Annotated in this window: 13 protein-coding genes; 4 read left to right on the plus strand and 9 right to left on the minus strand. The window is 69.5% G+C overall.

All coding sequences use genetic code 11. The features are described from left to right. Nucleotides 1-186: 186 nt before the first annotated feature. The 3 genes from drmC to drmA form a co-directional block, all read right to left on the minus strand. The gene (drmC, locus tag OOK07_RS22015) at nt 187-873 is read right to left on the minus strand and encodes a DISARM system phospholipase D-like protein DrmC (protein WP_266798076.1); all 687 of its coding nucleotides are present in this window, start codon (nt 871-873) and stop codon (nt 187-189) included. Nucleotides 874-1,001: 128 nt separating this feature from the next. Next, nucleotides 1,002-2,864, minus strand: coding sequence for an MrfA Zn-binding domain-containing protein (gene drmB, locus OOK07_RS22020; protein ID WP_266798078.1), 1,863 nt, complete (start codon nt 2,862-2,864; stop codon nt 1,002-1,004). Continuing rightward, entirely contained in the window at nt 2,861-6,469 is a 3,609-nt protein-coding gene (gene drmA / locus OOK07_RS22025; RefSeq protein ID WP_266798079.1) for a DISARM system helicase DrmA, read from the minus strand. The genes drmB and drmA overlap by 4 nt, the downstream gene beginning before the upstream one ends. A 319-nt stretch (nt 6,470-6,788) precedes the next feature. Between drmA and OOK07_RS22030 the strand changes: the two genes are divergently transcribed. Then, complete coding sequence (locus OOK07_RS22030) at nt 6,789-7,307, plus strand: DUF4365 domain-containing protein (protein WP_266682491.1); 519 nt, start codon at nt 6,789-6,791, stop codon at nt 7,305-7,307. Further along, entirely contained in the window at nt 7,304-8,512 is a 1,209-nt protein-coding gene (locus OOK07_RS22035) for a hypothetical protein (protein ID WP_266682492.1), read from the plus strand. Before OOK07_RS22030 ends, OOK07_RS22035 begins: the two co-directional genes overlap by 4 nt. Nucleotides 8,513-8,557: 45 nt before the next feature. On the opposite strand, the gene OOK07_RS22040 is transcribed toward OOK07_RS22035, so the two are convergent. The 4 genes from OOK07_RS22040 to OOK07_RS22055 all read right to left on the minus strand — a co-directional run bounded on the left by OOK07_RS22040 (nt 8,558) and on the right by OOK07_RS22055 (nt 11,089). Then, entirely contained in the window at nt 8,558-8,815 is a 258-nt protein-coding gene (locus tag OOK07_RS22040) for a cupredoxin domain-containing protein (RefSeq protein WP_266682493.1), read from the minus strand. After that, nucleotides 8,812-9,159 (minus strand): hypothetical protein, encoded by a 348-nt coding sequence (locus OOK07_RS22045; protein ID WP_266683663.1) that lies wholly within the window; start codon nt 9,157-9,159, stop codon nt 8,812-8,814. Before OOK07_RS22045 ends, OOK07_RS22040 begins: the two co-directional genes overlap by 4 nt. Nucleotides 9,160-9,503: 344 nt before the next feature. Further along, nucleotides 9,504-10,397 carry a helix-turn-helix domain-containing protein gene (locus OOK07_RS22050; protein WP_266683665.1) on the minus strand — a complete coding sequence of 298 codons (894 nt, stop codon included), beginning with the start codon at nt 10,395-10,397 and terminating at the stop codon, nt 9,504-9,506. A 146-nt stretch (nt 10,398-10,543) separates the two neighbouring features. Next, nucleotides 10,544-11,089, minus strand: a complete 546-nt coding sequence (locus OOK07_RS22055) for an ATP-binding protein (RefSeq protein ID WP_266682494.1) — start codon at nt 11,087-11,089, stop codon at nt 10,544-10,546. Nucleotides 11,090-11,248: 159 nt separating this feature from the next. On the opposite strand from OOK07_RS22055, the gene OOK07_RS22060 reads away from it, so the two are divergent. Together OOK07_RS22060 and OOK07_RS22065 are read left to right on the plus strand one after the other, a co-directional pair. Then, on the plus strand, nt 11,249-12,127 hold the full coding sequence (locus tag OOK07_RS22060) for a helix-turn-helix domain-containing protein (protein WP_266682495.1): 879 nt from the start codon (nt 11,249-11,251) through the stop codon (nt 12,125-12,127). After that, nucleotides 12,124-12,330: a DUF397 domain-containing protein gene (locus OOK07_RS22065; protein WP_266682496.1), complete on the plus strand. Its 207-nt coding sequence runs from the start codon at nt 12,124-12,126 to the stop codon at nt 12,328-12,330. Before OOK07_RS22060 ends, OOK07_RS22065 begins: the two co-directional genes overlap by 4 nt. A 62-nt stretch (nt 12,331-12,392) precedes the next feature. On the opposite strand, the gene OOK07_RS22070 is transcribed toward OOK07_RS22065, so the two are convergent. Both OOK07_RS22070 and drmD read right to left on the minus strand, forming a co-directional pair. After that, entirely contained in the window at nt 12,393-16,547 is a 4,155-nt protein-coding gene (locus OOK07_RS22070) for an Eco57I restriction-modification methylase domain-containing protein (RefSeq protein ID WP_266798083.1), read from the minus strand. After that, complete coding sequence (drmD, locus tag OOK07_RS22075; protein ID WP_266798084.1) at nt 16,547-19,831, minus strand: DISARM system SNF2-like helicase DrmD; 3,285 nt, start codon at nt 19,829-19,831, stop codon at nt 16,547-16,549. Before drmD ends, OOK07_RS22070 begins: the two co-directional genes overlap by 1 nt. Nucleotides 19,832-19,922 lie beyond the last annotated feature (91 nt).

A 19,922-nucleotide genomic window follows, 5' to 3' on the forward strand; every position in this document is an offset into this window, starting at 1 on the left:
GGTTCCTACGCGGGCTCGCCGCCGAAGCGCTCCTTGTAGGTCTCCAGGTCCGCGTCCGTCGAGGAAGAACGTGAGGCGTAGCGTGGGCGCCGTTTCCCGCGAGTCGCCCACTTACGACATCGTCCAGGTCGAGCGGCACATCTTCCCTATTACGGGTGCGGTCGGGCACTATGCCCACGGGGCGGCTCACGCAGGGCGCATGATGCTGTTCGCAGGTGCCATCAGCCAGTGAAAGTGCTCGATGAGCGGCTCGACCACGTGCGGGTCACGCAGTACCACACCGAGTTCGATGTTGTCGGACAAGGCGCGGTCAGTGAGGTTGGCGCTTCCCAGAAGGGCTGTATGCCGGTCGGCAGCGATCAGCTTGGCGTGCAGTACGCCCGATGACTCGACCCGATGCCAGACGTGCACATCGTCAGGCAACGCGGCGAACGCCACCGACGCCTGTGTGGACTCTTCGAGCAGAAGGTCTACGCGAACCCCTCGGTCGACCGCTCGCCCTATTTCAGTGACGACGTTCCGAGCACCGTGGGCGGCAAAACTGGCGATCAGCAACGAGGTCTTCGCCGAGCGGATGACCTCCACCGCGACCCCACTTGTCAGCCGTGCCGGCATCGACGCGTTCATCGGTCCGCTCACGGCGACTTGGGCAGGTCTCGGCCGGGGCAACGAGCGGACAGTGGCAAGCACAAGCGCGAGTCCCGCCCCGGTCATGCCCGGCACTTCGGAGCGCCAGACGCGGGCGATCTCCGATAGCTGCTGTGGCAGGCCGGCGGCGGACTGGGCCGCGATGAAGCGGCTCAGCAAGGGGTCGTCGGGACCGGAAATCGTATGGAGGACTTGCTCCATGACGGCGATACGGTCCTCGGGCAAGCGGTCGCAGAGTGCGGCCAGAAGTCTGGGAAGGCGGTGCGAGGGAGCGCCGCTCCGGGCTGCGGGCACGTCTGCCGTGTGAGCAGACGACCCATCCGATCCGCTCAGGCCCTGGCCGCTCGGTCGGCTCACGGTCTGAACGCACACTTGTCGTCCGCCAGGGTCTCCACCAGCAGGGCACGGTCCAGGTAATGGTTGCCCCGCTCGCAGGAGGTTTCCGCGGCGAACAGGCAGGCGTGGCTTGCCGCCCCGTGCAGTCGCGAGTGGATGCGTGGATCGTGTTCGGCGCACATGGGGTCGGAGCTGCACAGTCTGGCCTCTTCGAGGGCCTGCGCGATCGCGGGGCCAAGCCGCTCACTGCGGCCGAGCGAGACGAGCCCGCCCAGGGTGCCCTCGCTGTCGGGAGCGGCGGTGTAGAGCAGGATCCCGGACATGGGGTCGGAGCCCGATCGTGCGTAGATGCGCTCCGCTATTCCCGATGCGCCGTAGCCGCATTCCAGGGCGAACTGGCGGATGAGGACATGCGCCAGCGTGTGCAGGAGCACGTATCGAATGCCGGGCCACCGGGGCTCGACGCGGCGGGCCGTGCACCAGGCCTGGTGGGCGGACTTCAGGATCTCCTCGCGGGCGCGCACCGCGTCCTGCCGCTCCCACTCGGCGAGACGCTCCTCCTTGAGGGCGAGGAACACGCCCTCGCCGCGCAGTTCTGCGCAGGGGACCCAGGCGGAGGCGTTGTTGCGGCTGAGCGGAGCCACGACGCGCGTGTGCGTGTCCTCCTCGGGCAACCATTCGGGGGCTTCTATCCGCGTGAAACCGGTGAGGGCAGAAACCTCGCGCAGCCGGTGGACCAGTACGACACTGTCCAGCCAGTCTGCGGTGTCGTCGGGAAGGCGACGCTCCCGCACAGTGGTGAAGTCCGGCAGGGCATGGTCGCGAGGGTGGGTGAAGGCGCGCCATTCCGGTGTGGTGAGGTCGAACTCCTCGTCCTCCTCACCCTCGTGACCGGCGACTGCCTGAGCTTCCTTGGTCACCGCCGCCCAGACCGCGTCCGCTCCGTACTGCTCCAGCTCGGGCCAGCAGGCCTGGGTGGGCAGCAGCATCTTGGCCGCGTCCGCGGGGACGGCGGCCAGCGGTGAGAGCAGGGTCCAGTGTTCCCTGACCGTCTGTGTGAGGGGCTCCTCGGCGCGGGGAATGCTGAACAGCCTCAACTGCGAGGCGAACCAGCTGTTGGTGGCGCCCAGCACCATGGTGCGCGCGTGCTCCTGGCATCCGCCCTGGGCGAAGGTGCCGAGGTGCGGGTGGTGGCCACGGCACGCGGGAAGGTTCCGCTCCCCGGCCTGCCCGAGGGCGTCGGCCATTGAGCGGGGTGCCACTCCGCAGGTGCACCGGACGAAGACGTTGGCGGCTTCGCCAGTGGTGCCGGACTCGGTCAGGCTCAGTGTCTGACCCTCGCACGAAGTGCTGCCGCGATGTACGAAGTACACCCAGGGGAAGTCGTCCATGTGGCCCTTGGGGCACGCCACGAGGAAGCGGGCGGGCAGCGCGGTGGGCTGTCCGGCGCCGGGGCCGCCGCAGTTGATGTGGACGTACTTCGTCTTCTCCGGCCGGTAGAGGTTCCGCCGCAGATCGAAGAGGCCGCCCGACGCGGGTGCCAGCTGGTTGCAGCGCTCCCGCGAGCAGCGCAGCCAGCGAGGGAAGAGGCCGACCGGCACGCCCGTCCTGGTCCAGTCGCCGTACGGGTCGGCGGGGTTCTCGGGCAGGTGGGGCGGGGTGCGCAGGGCGGTGACATGGCCGCCGAGGCGGCGCCGGACGGCGGCCAGAAGACGGTCCTCGGTCAGGACGCGGGCGCGGACCGGGTCCCAGTCGTCGAGCCCCATGACCATGGTGGACAGGTTGGGCAGGTCGGTGACGGCGCCGATGCCGTAGGTGTGAAGAAGCTGGCTGGGACGCAGTTCGCCCACGCGGAGCGCTTCTGCTGCGGGGGCGGTCATGTGGTCTCCCAGGGATCTGCGTCCGCGTCCGGGGCGCTGCTGTCGTCGGGCTGTTCGCGCGGAGTGTAGGGCGGCTCGGCTGCGAAGTCGGTGCCGGCGTCACCGGTGAGGATCAGCCGGATGGGCGGCTCGACCTCGCGCAGCGACGTCGGACAGGTCATGAGCCGCCACGGGCCGCTGTCCGGTTCCAGCAGGAGCGGGGCGACGTCGCCTTGGCGCCGGGCCGCGCGGTAGCCGAGGATCGCTCCGGGGGCTTTGCGTTTCTGCTCCCAGTAGTCGAGCCGGGTGTCGAGCCGGGCCCGCACCTCGTTGGCGATGTGCCGGTCGTCCGTGACGTCCCTGGCGCGGAGTTCGAGTGAAGCCACGGCATGGCTGACGACCTCGCCGCGCCGGTCGACCCACTGGGCACCCCGGTTGGCGTTGTAGTCGGGCTTGAGATTCCGGACGAGGGACGCCAGGACGCCGGTGAGGCCCCGGTCGACGGCGCGGTCCGCGAACGGCGTCACGGACAGGGCTTCCACATGCTGGTAGATGGTGGCGTGGAAGGACTCGAACGTCTCGTAGTGCGAAAGGTCGCGCGGACGGGCCCAGTTGAGCAGAGTGAAGACGAGACCGGGTGCCCTGCGGCCGACACGGCTCGTCGCCTGGATGTACTCGGCGGTCGACTTCGGCTGGTTGTTGACGACCATGACACCGAGCCGGGAGACGTCGACACCGACGGCGATCATGTTGGTGGCGAGCAGGACGTCGATGGGGCGGGGTGATCCCTTGGGCCTGCGGCCGAAGGTGATGTCGAGCTTCTCCAGGATGTCGGGGATGGCGTCGGAGGCCATGCGGCTGGTCAGCTCGGCCGGTTCGTTGATCCGCCGGGTGGCAAGTCCCCGGCGGTCGGCCCGGACGAGCCTGGCCGACACGTCGTCCTCCACGAGCCGTCGCATGCCACCGAGGTCGCGCAGGCTGTTGAAGTAACCGACGAGCGTCATGTATGGGTCGGTCAGATCGCTCGCCCCGTACGTCTCGTACAGGTACTGAGCGGCGGCGAGCTGGGCGACGAACACCCTGATGGCCACGGACTTCGTCCGCACGCCCTGGGCGCAGAAACCCACGTACCGGCGGCCGGGGGTTTTCTCGGTGGGCCGCCGGCGGGCGAAGAACGTGTCGTCGGCGCTCAGTCCGGACGGCGGGAAGACCGCTGTGCGACGGGCGAATAGGTCGTGGATCTGGCGGTCGGCGCGGCGCACGGTGGCGGTGGAGGCGATGACCTTGGGGCGCACGCTGACGCCGCTCTCGGGCTCCCAGGTGGAGAGCCGGTCCACGGCCGTCTCGTACAGCCCGGTGAGGGAGCCGAGTGGGCCGGAGATGAGGTGCAGCTCGTCCTGGACGATGAGATCCGGCGGGCGTACTCGCACGGCGTCGACGGTGGTGGCGGACTCATGGTCGCCGGCCGCCGGGTGGCTGGACGCCTCCCAGTCCGCGTCCACCGCGGACGGCGTGACGTATCCGTGGCGGGTGCAGCGCCGGGACACCTGGCCGAACAGCGCCTGGGTGTCGCCCTTCCACGGCAACTGGGCGAACTTGTCGACGGTGGCGATGACGAGGCTCGGCGGGAGGCGGTAGATCTCCTCGTCGACGACGAGGACGGGCAGTCCCTGTTCGTCGGCGGGCAGCCCGAAAGCGCTCGCGCCGAACGGGCACTCGTAGGCGTCGGGGCAGGTGATGAACGTCCGGCGGAGTGTCCTGTCGACACTGATGTCGCGGCCCGCTTCCATCTTCGAGCCGCACCACGGGCAACTGGTGAGCTGGTGGGGGGAGCCCATCCGCCCGAAGCCGCCGCGACCCTTGTCCTTCTTCTGCTCCTTGGCCCAGTCGATCGCCTGGTCAGTGGTGTTGGGAGTGACCCGGCCGCCCACCCACAGGCCGATCCGGAACGGGTTGCGGCCCCACCGGTCCGGCGCCTCCCGGCGGATCACCTCGCAGGCGCAGATCAGCGCGGCCGCCCGCTGGAACTGCTGGATGGTGAGCAGCCGCAGTGTGTACCGCATGATCACGGCGACTCCGTGCTCGGCGTCGAGTCCGCCGAGGTGGGGCTTGCGCCGCCGAATGGCGAGGGTGAAGGCGGTCAGACCGAGATAGGCCTCGGTCTTGCCGCCACCGGTGGGGAACCAGAGGAGGTCGGCCAGCGCGGTCCTGTCGTCGGCACGCTCGGGATGGCCGGGGTCGGCGAGCGAGGGCAGGTTGAGCAGTAGGAAGGCCAGCTGGAAGGGGCGCCAGCTGCGGTTCTTCGGCAGGTCGGCGGCCTCGACGGCTTCCTGCAGTGGCATCGAGGGCGTGCGACGCCGGTTGCTTGCCGCGATGGTGTGCACGCGCTGGTGCCACATGGCGCGGTTGGCGAACCGGAAGGCGTCCAGGGCGTCGGGATCGTCCCGCAGAAGGTTGATGCCTGCCTGGATACGGTCTGCGGCCCGCCCGGCGAGGCGCATGTTCTCCTCTGCCTCGGCCCGGTAGCCGTCGAGCTCGGCGGCCGGGTCGTCCACCGACTGCCTCTGCCGCTCGATCCAAGAGCGGTAGCCGTCCACCAACGGAAGCAGCGCGGCCCGCAGCGGATCGGCTTCCATCCGGCTCAGCTCGCTCATGTCCAGCATGAGCGCGGTCAGTTCGGACAGGTCCGCGTCGTCCTGGCGGTGCGGGTCCGGCACGTCCGTGTGCGGCACCTCGTACGACGGCGTGGCCGTGGTGGAGACGCGTACGGCCCGTCGGCGGTCGACCGGGGACGCCTCGGCGTGCACCCCGGTGCCGTGGCCCACGGCGAACTCGGGGAGGAAGCGGTACGTCATCGCGAGCGAGCGCCGCTCGCCCTGGTCTCCCCCGGACGGTTCGACCGTGCGGCGCGGCAGGAAGGGAGCGGTGTCCGGCCCGCCCGTGACCGTCATCGACGCCTGGAACATCCAGTGCGCCGAACCAGGCCTGTCCTCTTGGCCGTTGACGAGGAAGAGGGACACCAGCCACGAGCCCTCGTGCAGCCGGGCCCGTCCGCGCACCACGATGTGCGGGAAGTGCTGAGCATGCAGTGGCCGGGCCTTCAGCTCACCCTCCACCAGCTTCACGCCGACGGTGCCGGAGCATGGCACGCGGTGGAACACCCGCTTCGGGTTGCCCTCGATCTGCGAGTCACCCCGCTCGTACCTCGCCCAGGCGCAGTCGACCGTCAGCTCCTGGATCTTCTTGTCCACGCGGACCGTCAGCCCGAGGGTCGACGGGTGGAGGCTGGGCACGCTGGGAGCGGAGGGCTCCGGATCGCCGGCCTCCGGCTCCTGTTCGGGCGCCACGCTCTGCTCGTCGAGCGTCTCGGGCGCCACCTCCTTGCCGATGGTCCGCAGCGCCGTCCCGTTCCCGGTCCGTACGCCGCCGGGGGCCAGCCGCCCGATGATGTAGTGGTCCAGCGGGTTCCCCGCCAGCTCCTCCTGCTCGTCGCCGGTCGGTCCGAGCAGGTCGCGCACGACGAGTTCGGACAGCCGGTCGCGCAGTTCCTGCGGGCTGGGCGCGGACAGGACCGGGTCGGACGGGTCCGGCCCGGTGCCGGAGGCGGCGAGGGAATCCTGGGTCACGGGGCCAGAGTAGGTCGGGCCACCGACAACCGGCACGAAGTTCTGTGCGGAACTCGATCGACTGCCGCGCATTCCGCCATCCGACAGGCTGCTTTCGGCCTGATCTCGATCAAGGCCTTTGGCTGGGTGTGTGACGCTCGTTACCGTGCGTCGTCCGGGGGTATGACACGCGCGGCACGTCGGTGGGAGCGCGGGGGTCGGAAGGCGAGCGGGGCGTATGACGGACAGCAGAACGGGCGGTATTCCGCCGCAGTCCTCGCCCTCACGCAAGGGGAATTACGGCGTGCCCCTTCACGGGCCTGAACCGGTTCCGGGGTGGATGCAGGCTTCGACGGGGTTCGGGGAAAACGGCCACCGGGGCGACTTCGGGGAGCAGTTCATCCGGATGCTGGCCGCCGCCGCCAACATCGACGCGGCCCGCCGTGAGCGCGACCGGGTTGGCGTGGACTGGCAGTTGGGGCACCCGGGGCGGCCCGGGACCCGTCGGTATCCGATCATCGAGGCGCAGGTGAAGTGCACGTCGTCGCCGGACGTGCACAGCGAGCACATCTCCTACGACCTCAAGGTCAAGAACTACAACCAACTGGCCGGCCGCGAATACGACGTCCCCCGTTTCCTCTTCCTCGTCCTGGCCCCGACCGACGCCGTCACGTGGTCGCACGCGAACCCTGACCGGCTGTTATTGCGCCACGCCGCCTATTGGGCGTGCCTGCACGATCAAGAGCTGTGCGAGAACGGGACGACTCGCACCGTGCACGTGCCGCGCACCAACCTGCTGACCGTCGACTCCTTGCACGAGCTGTTCACCGAGGGCCGTGAACTGCTGGAGGCGTCATGAAGGTGATCACGGACGCGGATTTCCAGCAGGCGGCGGAGCTCGCACCGGAGTTGTTGCGGCGGTACCTGAGCGGCAAAGGCTGGCGTTCTGAGCGTGGACTGGCCGGAGGCGAGTTGTGGGAAAGGACTCCCGCCAGCGAACCTGGCCCGCCGTACGAGGTCCTGGTGCCGCTGACACAGCGCCGTGACTACCCGGGGCGTGTCGTCGACATCCTGGAAACCCTCGCGGTCGTCGAGACACGTACCCCAGGCGACATTCTGCGAGAGATGCAACTGCCGCCGGTGGACTGGCAGTTCCTGCGACTGGTTCCGCCGGGCCCGTCCGGTACGGCTCCTCTGCTGGACCTGGTGTCGGCCCTCACCGGTCTGAAGGACCTGCACACCGCCGCCGCCTCTGCCGCGGTCCAGCCGCAGGCCGTGCAGCCGGGGCAGAAGCCGCAAGTGGTGAAGGACCACGTCGCATCGGTCCGGCTGGACCAGACGCGCGTCGGCAGTTACGTCATCGCCGCGCACACTCCTCTCCCGGACCTCCGATCCAGCCCGCGACAAGGCGAGGTGCCCGCGGACGAGGCCCGGCAGGCGTCGCTCTTCGAAGACGACGCGTTCCCGGGCGGCGGACCGGACCTACGGCCCTCCGAACCGTTCGCGCGCACCGTCTCTCGGATGCTGTTCGCGGGCGTCACCTGCGCGCACGCTGCCGCCGAGGAGACGCTTACCCGTGACTCCCTGGACGGCTTCGGGCGGTATATCGGCGCTGGCCTGTCCGCGAACCTCTGCGAGGCACTGGTGAGAATCGCCGGTGAGGAGCAGCGGTCCTTCTCGTTGGCCTTCGACTGGTCACCCGAGAGGCCGGTGGCGCAGGACTCGCCTCCGGTGTCGCTCACCCCGCTCCACGTGCAGGCGCTGGAGGCGGGGGCGAAGGATCTGCGTGAACGGGCGGCTCGCGAGGAGGGCACGGTGCTGCACGGGGTGGTCACCCGCTTGAGCGGGCAGGACGACCGCCAGGCGACGATCTACGGTTCGCTGCTCCACGAGGATGCGTCACGGGTGCGCAGTGTGCGGGTGGAACTGCGCCCCGAGGATGTGGAGAGGGCCACGGCGGCCTGGCTCGACGGGTTCGAGGTGGCGGTGCACGGCGATGTGGAGCCGTACGGGACGGGGGTGCGGATGCGGGGGGTGCGGAGGTTCGTGGTCAGGCCGCATTGAATCGGCCGCGGACGAGGCCTCCATGTTCCGGGCAGCCGCCGCGCCTCAGAAGCCGAGATAGGTGATCTGCACGACGTAGACCCGTTCGCTGCGCACGACGACCTGGTACGTGAACATGCCGCCGGGAACGATGACATCTCCGCCCTTCGGGTCGACCCCGGCATGGGCCCGGCCATGGACGTGGAGAGCCTCGGCAGCCCTGACCAGCTCGTCCGCCATTCTTTCGACACCGGTCAGGAAATCCGCGGGAGCGGTGCGGGAGGCTTCCTCCGCGCCGAAGGCGTACTCCCACTTCCAGCTCACTCGCGCACTGCTTCCATGGCTTCGTCCAGGACGTCGCCCAGTTCCCGCAGGGCGTCCCGAGCGACGACGGGATCCTCGTGCTCCAGGTTGCTCTTCGCACGAGCGTGGCGGACGGACAGATCGGGGCGGCGGGCGATCTCGACGTCCCTGGCCCAGGCGAGGACCCAGCTCCGTACGGGGCTCAGCGACTGCCACTCGACCGCCTTCGCGAAGGCTTCGTCCTTCGTGCTCTGCATCTCTCCCAGACGCCCGGGGGCGAGGACGGCCAGGGCGGCACGCAGGGCATCGGGAGTCTGCTCGGGACGCGGGATCAGCTCGTGTCCGTGATCGGCCTGAATGCTCATCGTGTCCTCCATGGGGTGCCCCGGCCAGAATATCCGGCCGGGGCTGTCGAGGAGCGGGGTCGCGAGCGGAGCTGGGCACGGGTACCAGGCCTCTTCCGCGCACATACGTGCCGCTGCCAGGAAGACCGCCCGATGCTCGGCCTCGATCTCCGCGTCGCTCCGTTCCTCGATCCCCAGCTCGGCGATGAGAAGTGTGGCCTTCTGGGCTGCGACGGGGTCGTCGCTCAGGAGCGCGCGCCTGCGCTCGCGCCAGCTGCCGCTCCGCACCGTCGTACCTCCAGGTTTACGTGTCTCGGTTCTTCTTCGTGCGTGTGTGTTCTCAGACAGACACCGCTGCTCAGGGCTCACGCGATCGGCACGGGCACGCGGGTGCGGCAGTCGCCGCAGCGGCCCGGTTCGGGGCCGCGAAAGCCGCGGTCGCAGCCGTCGCAGTTCCGGAGTCGATGCGGGACGGCCGGTGGCGGTGCGGGTGCTCGGAACGGGGGCGGGGGTGGGAGCTGGGCGGTCAGGCGGTGGGCCAGGAGGGCGGCCGGGCGGTGCAGGGGCTCGGGCGGCAGGTCGTTGGTCAGGGCGTGGCGTACGGCGGTGGGGGTGAGGTCGCGCTCCAGCCAGGCGGCGACTCCCGGGGCGAGGTGCTCGGCGTCGGTGGCGGAGAGGAGGAGGCGGGGGTCGTGGCGGCGGAGGCCGGCGAGGACGTCCGTGGCCGTCTGGAGGAGGCTGGGTGAGGTGTACGCGGGCTGCGGCACGGCGGGGAGGGCGCGGCGTGCGGGTTTCTGCTGCGGGGCCGCCGCTGCTCGGCGGGCCGGGGGTTTGGGGGTGGCGTCGGCCCGCTCGCTGCCGCGTCGGCCGGGCTGGTTGCAGGAGACAGTGCGGGTGACGATGCGGCCGCTCTCGGTGCGCTCGCGGGGGCGGCGCAGGTAGCCGTGGGTCTCCAGTTCGCGCAGGGCGGCGGCGATACGGGTCGGGCCTTCTGGGAATCGGGCGGCGAGGGTCTTGATGTCGACGCGGGCGCCGGCGGGGAGGGACTGGATGTGCACGGCCAGCCCGATGGCGAGCCCCGAGAGGTCGGGGTGCTGCGCGAGGTGGTTGCCGATCACCGTGAAGCGGGTGGTGTGGCGGGTGTTGTCGTGGACGACTCCGCCGGAGTACGCCGCCGTGGAGGCGTGACGGAGAGGGTGGTTTTTCCCGCCGATACGGGACTGGGCGTGCGGGGGCACGCTAGGGTTTTGGGTGTCCATCGGGAAGGTGTCGACTTCCTTGGTGGTCAGGCCCTCGCAACGGGATTGCAGTCCCTGCGAGGGCCGTCGTATGTCCGGGGGTTGTGCTGTGTCGCGCTGAGCGTAGAGCAGGCAACCGGTGCCGAATCCAGCTGAGTTGGTGATGTTCACTCGCGCGAGTGAGCGGGCTCCGTGGGCGGGAGGGGTGGGGCTTGGTGAGGTTTCTTTCCCTCTCGTGTTTCTTGGAGGAGAGCGCCCGAACCACCGGAGCACACGTTTCCGAACTCCGGTGAGAGGTCGAGTTCGGCCCAAACGGTCTTGCGGGGGACGGGCCCGAGTTCGACGCCCCAGCGGTCGGAGAGCGCCTCGACGAGGAGGAGACCGCGCCCGGATTCGCCATCGGGGGTTGCTGGTCGGCGGTGCGGGAGGTCGTCACCGCGTGTGTCCGTCACCTCGACGCGGAGGGTCTCGCTGCCCGCCAGGAGCGCGAGGCGGAAGTCGCGCCCGGGGAGGCGGCCGTGGGTGGCGGCGTTCGCCGCGAGCTCGGCGACGAGGTGTTCGGCGGCCTCGGTGGCGTGGTGTGGCAGCTCCCAGGTGCGCAGCCACTCGGTGGCGAGGAGCCGGGCGAGGCGGGCGCCGCGTGGTGTGGGGGACAGCAGGACGCTGAAGTGGCGGGTCGGGGGGTGGAGTTGGGTGGAGTTTCTCTGGTTCACGTCACTGAGCGTGGCGGTGCGTGCTTACCGTGAACAGTGACGACGCCGATGCGTAGGGTGACTGTCCGGGCCTTGTCCACTGTTGTCCGGGCTGTCGGAGCGGGCCGGGCCCTACGGGTACGGGCGTTGCGGCACGGCGGGACGACGGAGGAGTGCGGCATGTCGGTGGACGGCGAGGTACGACGACTCAGGACCGAGGCGGACGAGCCGGGGTGGGAGGTGGACCCGGACGACGAGTGGGGGTTGGCCGTCGTGTCCACCGTGGGGCGGCAGTTGAGGCTGCGGCGGGAGGCTGTGGGGATGCGGGCCGCCGAGTTCGGGGAGGTGGTCGGGTACGGGGAGGACATGGTCTACAAGATCGAGGGAGGGAAGCGGATCCCTCGGCCTGAGTTCCTGGACAAGGCGGACGAGGTATTGGCGGCGGGTGGGCTGCTCTCGGCGATGAAGGAGGATGTGGCGAAGGTCAGGTATCCGAAGAAGGTTCGGGATCTGGCAGCGTTGGAGGCCAAGGCGGTTGAGCTTCAGCTCTACGATCCGCTGAACATCCATGGGTTGTTGCAGACCCCTGAGTACGCACGCGGCCTGCTCCTGATGCGGCGCCCGGCTTACAGCGAGGACGAGGTGGAGCGGTTCATCGCCGCGCGTGTGGCCCGCAAGGCCGTGTTCGAGCGGGACCCGACGCCTGAACTTAGTTTCGTCCTGGAGGAGTGGACACTCCGACGTCCTCTTGGAGGGAGGACGCTGTTGCGCGGCCAGCTTGAGCATCTACTGGACGTCGGTCGGTTGCGGAATGTTGAGCTTCAGGTGATGCCGATGGAGCGCGAGGAGCACGCGGGATTGGCTGGCGGTATCGAGGTGCTGAAGTTCGATGACGGCTCGGTGGTTGGACGTTCGCAGGCGGTGGCCAATGGCCGACCGGTCACCGAGCCGAAAACACTCCGTATCGTCGAACTGCGGTATGGCATCATCCGGGCTCAGGCCCTCACGCCCCGTGAGTCGACCGCCTTCATTGAGCAACTGCTGGGGGAGACACGATGAGCAGCACCTCGGCCGGAGACGCCGCCGACCTGGCGTGGTTCAAGAGCAGCTACAGCAGCAGCAGCGAAGGCGACTCCTGTATCGAGATCGCCAGCACCCCCGCCACGGTCCACGTCCGCGACTCCAAGTTCATCGCGGGTCCCCGTCTCGCGCTCGCGCCTGGCGCTTGGGCGCGCTTCGTGACGTACGCGTCGGAAGGCTGACTCCTCAACGGCACGCGCCCCGCGCCTGGTTTGTACCGGGGCGGGGCGCGTTGGCGTACGGCTCAAAACAGCGCGTCCGGCTCGGGGAACGCCCTGTGGTCGCCGAAGTCCCCCGGGGAGTTTTGGAGGGAGCGTGCAGCGGCTCGTGCCTTCGCCTTGGCTTTACGGGCGGCAGCGCGGCGGCGCTTGGCCTCCGGAGTGTGTAGTCCCTTTTCCAGCTCTTCCTTGTATCGGGCGTGATTCAGCTGAAGAAGCAGGTCTAGGATCTTCGTCTGAGCGCCCGGCGACATGGTGTAGCGGGTTCCACGTCGGGTTTCGTGGAAGCCGTACTCAAGGTCGAGGTCCCAGGCATAGGCAGCCAGGACGGCGTAGTCGATCCTTCGGCGAATATCTCGGAGTGCAACGATGTCGGCCGCTGACTCCTCCTGCGAGTGGATACTCTGTGACAACGGCGTGAGGGCGAGGCCTGTTCCCTTCTGGAGGGCGTCCAGATCCATGCCGAGACTGTCTAGCTCGTTGTTGAGTTCTGGAAGGGGCAGCGGGGCACAGCAAGTGGTCGGTGTATACACGATATCTGCGGTTCTGGTCGAGCAGTACTGAACGGTCCACCAGAACTGGAATTCGCTGCTGCGAAAGGCGAGTTCTGCATAGCTGCTCGTAGGGAAGACGACCAACTGTTGGTCGAAGACTGAATCTCTGGGCAGCAGCGTAGGCAGTTGGGTACTACTTGTCTGCCCCACGGCGATCACTTGATCCAGGTGCTCAACCGCGCTGTACAGCTCGATGGTCGGCCGTGTGAAACGCCACCAAATTTCCCTGCGCCGCTGGTCCTTGTTCTTTGCCCGCTCAGGCTTAACGTCTCGTTCCACGATTGCGTAGACCTCTGGGTACTTTGCAGCCTCGTCTTGGTGCCAGTCACGGAAGTTGATGGCCCAGCGGCGTGCAGGTGCGCCGGTTCGCTGGTTGAGGTCGTCACCGTTGAAGTAAGGGAACAGGACTTCCTTGTTCCTGGGGTCCTCGTTGATGAGGGCCCGAGCTTGCTCAGGTTCGAGGATGAATCCCTGCCCCAGAAGATTTGACCCCTGGAAGGCTCTTGCCTCATTTGCGGCCAACGGATGAGGCATGCCAGCGACTTGCGAGCGAGGCGTTAGCAGAGCTGTGATGCTCTCGACAGGCTCGTCGTCCAGGAAGATAGCTTCACCTGCACCGATGCTCCGAGCCAGCCAGACAAGAGCGACTTGTACGTGGGCCGTACCCGGCCATGGCTGGGATTTGATCGCTCGGTTAACGATCCACTCCTTCGCCATTGCCTGTTCGAGTCCCACCTCCCGGGTTGGCCCTTGGGCAATGGTCTTCGTAGCGATGATCCCGGTGCGGCTTGCCGAGGTGAGGGTTAGGTTTCGCAGAAGGAAGTAGGCGCAGAGGTCTGCGATGCCGCGCTGTCCGCCGCCAATCCGGTTGACCAGGTACTCGCGATAATCCTGGCCAAGGGGTCCCGAGATCATCAGGCCCCCAACAAACGGCGGATTCCCCACCACCACATCAAACCCAGCCGCGCCCCCCACCCCCATAACCTCCGGAAACTCCAGCGGCCAATGCAACGGCCGCACCGCCTCCGCCCGAGGCCCCTTCAGCCACCCATCCACAATCCCCCGAGCCCGAACCGCCGCCTCCTCGGCCCCGGCGCCTTCCTCCAACGCGGTAGCCACCAGCCCCGCCACCGACTCCAGCCGGTTCCGGTACGCCCGGGACTTCGCATCCTCCTTGGCGTCGTGGAAGCGGGCCGCGCCCCGGGCCCCGCCCACGTTCTCCTCGCCGGAGATGTCGGAGGCCTCCTCGTCGGAGAGCCCCTCGGCGGCCAGGGCCGCGCCCACCACCGCGTCGGCCGCCAGCCGCAGCCGGTTAGTCCGGGACTCCGCCTGCGCGAGCAGGTCCGCCTTGTCGCGTACCGTCCGGATGTCGTTGACGGCCGTCGACTCGATCTTGCGTCGAAGCTCCGCCGCCTCCGACAGCAACGTCTCCGTGACGTCGAGCGCCCGCGCGACCTCCGGGCTCAACTGCCGGTCCTGCCACTCCAGATGGAACTGCTTGACCTGCCGGACGTCGATGACCCCGACCAGCGAGTCCCCCGACCGCAGCGCATGGTCCAGGAACGAGAACGGCCGACCTTTCGCCAGTGTCACCAGCCACAGCGACAGCTTGGCCAGTTCCACCGCCATGGGGTCGCGGTCGACGCCGTACAGGCACCGGTCCGCGACCAGCCGCCGGGCGATCTGGTGCAGCTGCTCGTGGTCGTCGCGGTCCACGTCCCGGGCGATCTCCGGGGGGAGTTCCGGCTCCCGGAGCCATGCCTCGACCACCCGGTCGGAGAGGTACCGGCAGGCGGAGACCAGGAACGCGCCCGAACCCATCGCCGGGTCCAGGATCCGCAGCTTCAGGAGCTCGTCCGCCGACTTGGCCTGCCAGACACCCGGTGCCGCACCCTCGGCCGGACCCGGCGCATAGCAGAGCGGCGCGAGCGTGTGCTCGACGACCTCCTCCGCCAGCGCCTTCGGCGTGTAGTGGGTGCCCGTGTCGCGGCGGTTGCCGGAGCGGACGACCACGACCGAACCGGCCGGCCACACCTTCGGCTCGTCCCGCAGGTCGAGCCCGTAGAGGCCGGTGAAGGCCGCCGCCCGCTCCACCAGCGCCGCGTCACTGCCGCATGCCGTCTCCAGCTCGACGGTGACCGTGCCCGACTTGGCCTGCGCGCCCGTCACCGTCGTCGCCTTCGTACCGGAGGCGGCGGCCACCTCGTCCGCGAGGGTCCCGGCCGCCGACCACTCCTCCAGGCGGGCCAGCGGCAGCACCGCCTCGTACTTCTTGTCCCGCCCGAAGGAGACGCCCACGTAGGGCTCGTCCGCCCACTTGCAGCCGTACTCCAGCAGACCCTCGTAGACGTGGCCGATCTGCTCGACGTCCAGGCCCTTGTAGGAGAGGCGCTCCCTGCCCTTGAAGCCCTTGCGGGCGCGCAGGGTGAGGAGGGCGTCGAGGATCTCGTACACCACCCGGTCGGTGACCCTGGCCGGCACCAGCCAGGGGTAGCGCGACGGGTCGAAGAGCGAGCCGCCATACGCGGGGATCCACAGGCGGTCGTGCGTGCAGCCGCCGTGGATGGCGGCGAACACGGCGAGCAGACGCGGCCAGGTGGCCTCCACACGGTCGCCGAGTTCGTCACCGTGCAGGCTCTGGGCGGTAGCCAGTTCCTCGTGGAGCGGGCCGACGGCGTACGAGGCGTCGTACAGCTCGTCCCCGGACGGCAGCAGCCGCTGTTCCTCGGCGTAGAGGAGGAAGACCAGGCGCATCATGACGGTGAGCGCGCCCTCGTACACGTCCTTCGCGGGGACGCCGTCCAAGAGCTGTCCGCCCGCTTCCCGGTCGAGCCGGGACAGCTCCGCCACCAGCAGGGAGACCGCCTCGCGGACCTGGCGGCCGAGCGTGTCGGTGACCTCGGAGCGGTCCTTGGCGGTGCGCTCGAACAGGCCCGCCGTCGACTCGGACGGCTTGCCCTCGGCGTCCACCGGTGGGCGCGCCACCCGGCGGGCGGTGAGCAGGCTGGTGAAGGCGCGGGCCAGGATCGGTTCCTCGGACCACAGGTCCGCGTCGAAGACGGCGACGGTCGTCGCTTCCTTCGGACGGGCGTGGACCAGCGCCCACTCGCGGCCGTTGGTGAGCAGCGCCAGCGGTACGTTCCGGGCCCGGCACAGTTCGGCGGCCCGGTCGGCGTGGCCGGGCCGGTCCCCGTTCGGGCGGTTGAGGGGGCCGCCCCAGTCTTCCGTACGGAAGAACAGGGCGCGTGGGGCGAGGCCCGACTGGCCGGGGCCGAGCAGGACCGCGTCAGGGGTGTTCGCGCCGGCGCGCAGTGAATCGGGGATCGCGGCGCCCTCGCGGAGGCCGGGGGCACGCCAGTCGAGCAGCTTGGTCAGAACGAACCGCTCCCAGGAGGACCGCAGCAGTTCCGGGTCCTCCTGAACCTCCGCCCAGGCCTGCCGCGACTGCGCCCGGACGTCGTCGGGGATGGTGTCCAGGCCCTGCGGGAAGGCGCCCACCAGTACCGGGAGCGAGATGAACGGGCCGTCCGGGCGTAGCAGCCGCAGCCAGTCCTCGTGCTGCTCGGCGGGGGTGGGGACCGAGCCCTTCGGCGGGAACTTCCTGGCGGCGGGGGCGGCGGTCGGCATCAGCGGTTCTCCTGGCGGGCGGTGGCGGCGAGGGGCGAGAGGGAACGGGGGACGAGGAAGGTCACGGCGACCGGGAACCAGCGGGGCGACGGATCGGCCCAGCGGCGGCGCAGCGCGGCCGTCTCCGTCTCCATCACCTCCGGCAGCCGTTTCCAGCGCTCTTCCAGCGCCTCATGGTCGGCGTGCAACTGACGCCGTTCGTCCTCGACCTCGAACAGCGAGTCCTGCTTCCAGTACTCGGTGTTGTCGAGGCGGTCCCGGATCGAACGCCTGAGGTCCTCCAGGACCGCCCGCATGCCCTCGACCTCCTCCTCACACCGCTTGGCGAGCAGCGTTTCGAGGGAGCGGAAGCGCCGGTTGGCCTGCGTGTTCAGCGCGGCGCCCAGACGCTTCTCCAACTGCGGCCACAGGCCTGCCAGTTCGTCCCGAACACCTTCCGCGGGCAGTTCCTCCGTCGCGGCCGCCAGCCACGCCTCGACCTCGTCCTTCTTCGCCACCGAGAGCTTGCCGCCCTCGATCAGTCCCCCCGCCGCGATGACCTCCTCATGCAGGCGGGTGCCGCCGCTGCCGGTAATGACCACCCGGCCGTGCGCCACGAGGGCCGGCTGCCGCAGCAGCCCGTCCGGCACCACGCGCGCCGTCACGCGGGACAACTTGGCCGACACGTCGGCCGACCAGAGCTCCGCGCGCAGCAGCCGCAGACACATCTGCACCAGCCGGTGGCCCAGGTGCAGGTGCACCACGTCCGTACGGTCACGCGCCTCGAGCTCGTCGAAGACGACCAGGCGCTCCTTGTGGGTGAGCGGGTGCCGCAGCCCGTCGTTCCGGGCGCGGGCCCAGGCCCCGGGCAGCTCCGGCAGGCGGAAGCAGCGGGCGTTGTGGCCGGGCCGGGGGTCGGGGACCTCGATGAGGTTCTTGCGGTGGGCCAGCAGCAGGCCCGTGCGGACGACCCGCTCGACCGTCTCCGGGGTCAGGTGCAGCTCCTGACGGCTGCCTGCCAGCGCGTCCACCAGCCGTTCCAGGTCCCGCGCCAGATCCCGTTCGACCTTCAGCACGGCCTTCCCGGACCGCTTGGTGATCTCGGCGTCGGCGGTGGTCCAGCTGGAGCGGCGGCCCAGCATCTTCTGCTCCACCTGCGCGGCGATCACCTCGCCCGCGCTGCCCAGGTCCTCGCGGATCCGCTCGGTCTTGCGGGCGGCCACGGCGAGGAAGTGCAACTCGTCCTCCAGGGCGCCGTCCTCATAACCCGAGTCGGTCTGGAAGTCGTGCGTCGGGTCGAAGCCCTGCCAGCCCTCGGGCACGAAGTGGAACACGTCCACCTGATCGGCCTTCTGCCCGTGCCGGTCCACGCGGCCGTTGCGCTGCTCCAGGCGGTTCGGGTTCCACGGGATCTCCCAGTGCAGCACCCGGTGGCAGTGCGCCTGGAGGTTGATGCCCTCGCTGGCCGCGTCGGTGCCCAGCAGGATCCGGACGGGCGACAGGTCGGGGCTCTCCTGGAACTCCTGCTTCACGCGCTCGCGGTCGTCGCGGTCCTGGCCGCCGTGCAGCTGCGCGATCCGGTCCGCCGGATACCCGGCCGCCAGCAGCTGTCCGTACAGCCAGCGCTGGGTGTCGCGGTACTCGGTGAAGACGATGACCCGCTGCTCCTCCCAGTCGCCCTTCGGCCCGGCGGGGCAGACGATCTCGTCCAGCCACTCCCGGAAGCGCTCGAACTTGGCGTCCGGCCGCCTGCCGGCCTCGACCGCCCAGGCGTCCATCTCCCTGAGGAGCGTGTGCTCGCGGTCGGTAAGCGGACGCATCGCGTGACGGGCAGCCGTGAGGGCGCGCTGTGCCGCCTCAGCCTGCTCCTGCTCGTCCGCCTCCTCGGCTTCGTCGACCCCTTCGATCAGCGGGCGCAGCACGCGGACGCTGATCGTGGGCTCCTCCTGATCCGCGGGGGCCCGCCGGGCCGTCATCGTGCCCAGGTGGGTGTTGACGGTCTCCGCGAACGCCTTGGGCGAGGACAGGAACCGCTTCTTCAGCAGCGTCGTCACGAAGTCGGCCGCCGTCCGGCCCGCCTTCCCCTCGCTGTGGCCGGAGCGCCTGGAGCGGGCGTACTCCGTCAGCTTCGTGTACGCCTCCCGGGTCGAGTCGCTGTAGTCGATCTCCAGGGCGTGCGGCACACGGCGGGGGAACCGGGACTTGCCGTTCCACAACGGGGGCAGCTCCGACTTCATGCGGCGCACCATCACCCGCTTGAGCTGCTCGTCGGTCGGCTTGATGCCGACGGCGAACCGGTGCGGGTCCAGCATCTCCAAGAGAGCCGTGAACGAGTTGAGGAAGCCGTTGTGCGGGGTCGCGGAGAGGAACAGCCGGTGCTCGCAGTGCGGAGCCAGCAGCTTCACCGCCAGGGTCCGCTGCGAGTCCACCGCGTACTTGCCCGTCCCCGACGGGGCGCAGGTGTGCACCTCGTCCACGACCAGCAGGTCGAAGGCGCGCGGATAGTCCGGCACCTGGGGCAGCACCTCGCGCAGCATCCGCAGCGGACGCTCCCGCTTCAGCCAGTCGATCGAGACGATCAGCCGGGGATGGTGCTGCCACGGGTTGGCGTACGGACCCGCCGCCCGGCGCAGCTCGCGCAGCATCTTCGTGTCGACGATCCGGAAGTCCAGACCGAACTTGTCCCGCATCTCGTCCCGCCACTGGAGGGTCAGCCCGGCAGGGCAGACGATCAGCATGGAACGGGCACGGTGCCGCAGCATCAGCTCCTGCATCACCAGACCGGCCTCGACGGTCTTGCCCAGACCCACGTCGTCGGCGATCAGCAGGTTCGTACGAGGCATGGAGAGGGCGCGGACCACGGGGTCCAGCTGGTAGTCCTGGATCTCGACACCGGAACGGAACGGTGCCTGGAGGGCCGTTTTGTCCGCGGAGGCGATGGCGCCCCAGCGGACGGCGTCCAGGAAGGCGTCCAGCCGCCCCGGCTCGTCGAAACCGTTGTGCGGAGAGGGTAGCTCGTACTGGTCGTGGACGTCCGTCGCCTGTTCCAGTTCCCAGACCACCCGAAGCTCTTCGTCCCGGCCGTCGCTCTCCAGCGAAGACAGGGTGATCAGGTGGCTGGTGGCGGCTTCCGCGGCGCGTGCCGGGTCGTCGCTTGCGGCGGTGGAGCGGAGGACGTCGGTGACTACCCAGGGGCGGTTGCGTACGGTTACACGCTGACCGGGTGCCGGAACAGACCCGCTCGACGTGTCCGGAATCACCGACTGCATGACCATCTGGCTCGTCCCCCCAGCTTGCACGGGCATCCCATTCCCCAGTGGTCAAGAATTCTAGGTGCGGGATGAGCGATGACGCCCCGATGCGTCCGGACTGCGCGTGGGAGGACATCTCGTTGGC

This window comes from Streptomyces sp. NBC_00078 (assembly GCF_026343335.1).
GTDB lineage: Bacteria > Actinomycetota > Actinomycetes > Streptomycetales > Streptomycetaceae > Streptomyces.

Excerpts from the sequence above, each read along its gene's own strand:
- OOK07_RS22050 (WP_266683665.1), bottom strand. The coding sequence starts at position 10,397 with ATGGACACCCAAAACCCTAGCGTGCCCCCGCACGCCCAGTCCCGTATC.
- drmB (WP_266798078.1), bottom strand. The coding sequence starts at position 2,864 with ATGACCGCCCCCGCAGCAGAAGCGCTCCGCGTGGGCGAACTGCGTCCC.
- OOK07_RS22060 (WP_266682495.1), top strand. The coding sequence starts at position 11,249 with ATGTCGGTGGACGGCGAGGTACGACGACTCAGGACCGAGGCGGACGAG.
- OOK07_RS22035 (WP_266682492.1), top strand. The coding sequence starts at position 7,304 with ATGAAGGTGATCACGGACGCGGATTTCCAGCAGGCGGCGGAGCTCGCA.
- OOK07_RS22065 (WP_266682496.1), top strand. The coding sequence starts at position 12,124 with ATGAGCAGCACCTCGGCCGGAGACGCCGCCGACCTGGCGTGGTTCAAG.
- OOK07_RS22045 (WP_266683663.1), bottom strand. The coding sequence starts at position 9,159 with ATGAGCATTCAGGCCGATCACGGACACGAGCTGATCCCGCGTCCCGAG.
- OOK07_RS22070 (WP_266798083.1), bottom strand. The coding sequence starts at position 16,547 with ATGCCGACCGCCGCCCCCGCCGCCAGGAAGTTCCCGCCGAAGGGCTCG.
- OOK07_RS22030 (WP_266682491.1), top strand. The coding sequence starts at position 6,789 with ATGCAGGCTTCGACGGGGTTCGGGGAAAACGGCCACCGGGGCGACTTC.
- drmD (WP_266798084.1), bottom strand. The coding sequence starts at position 19,831 with ATGCCCGTGCAAGCTGGGGGGACGAGCCAGATGGTCATGCAGTCGGTG.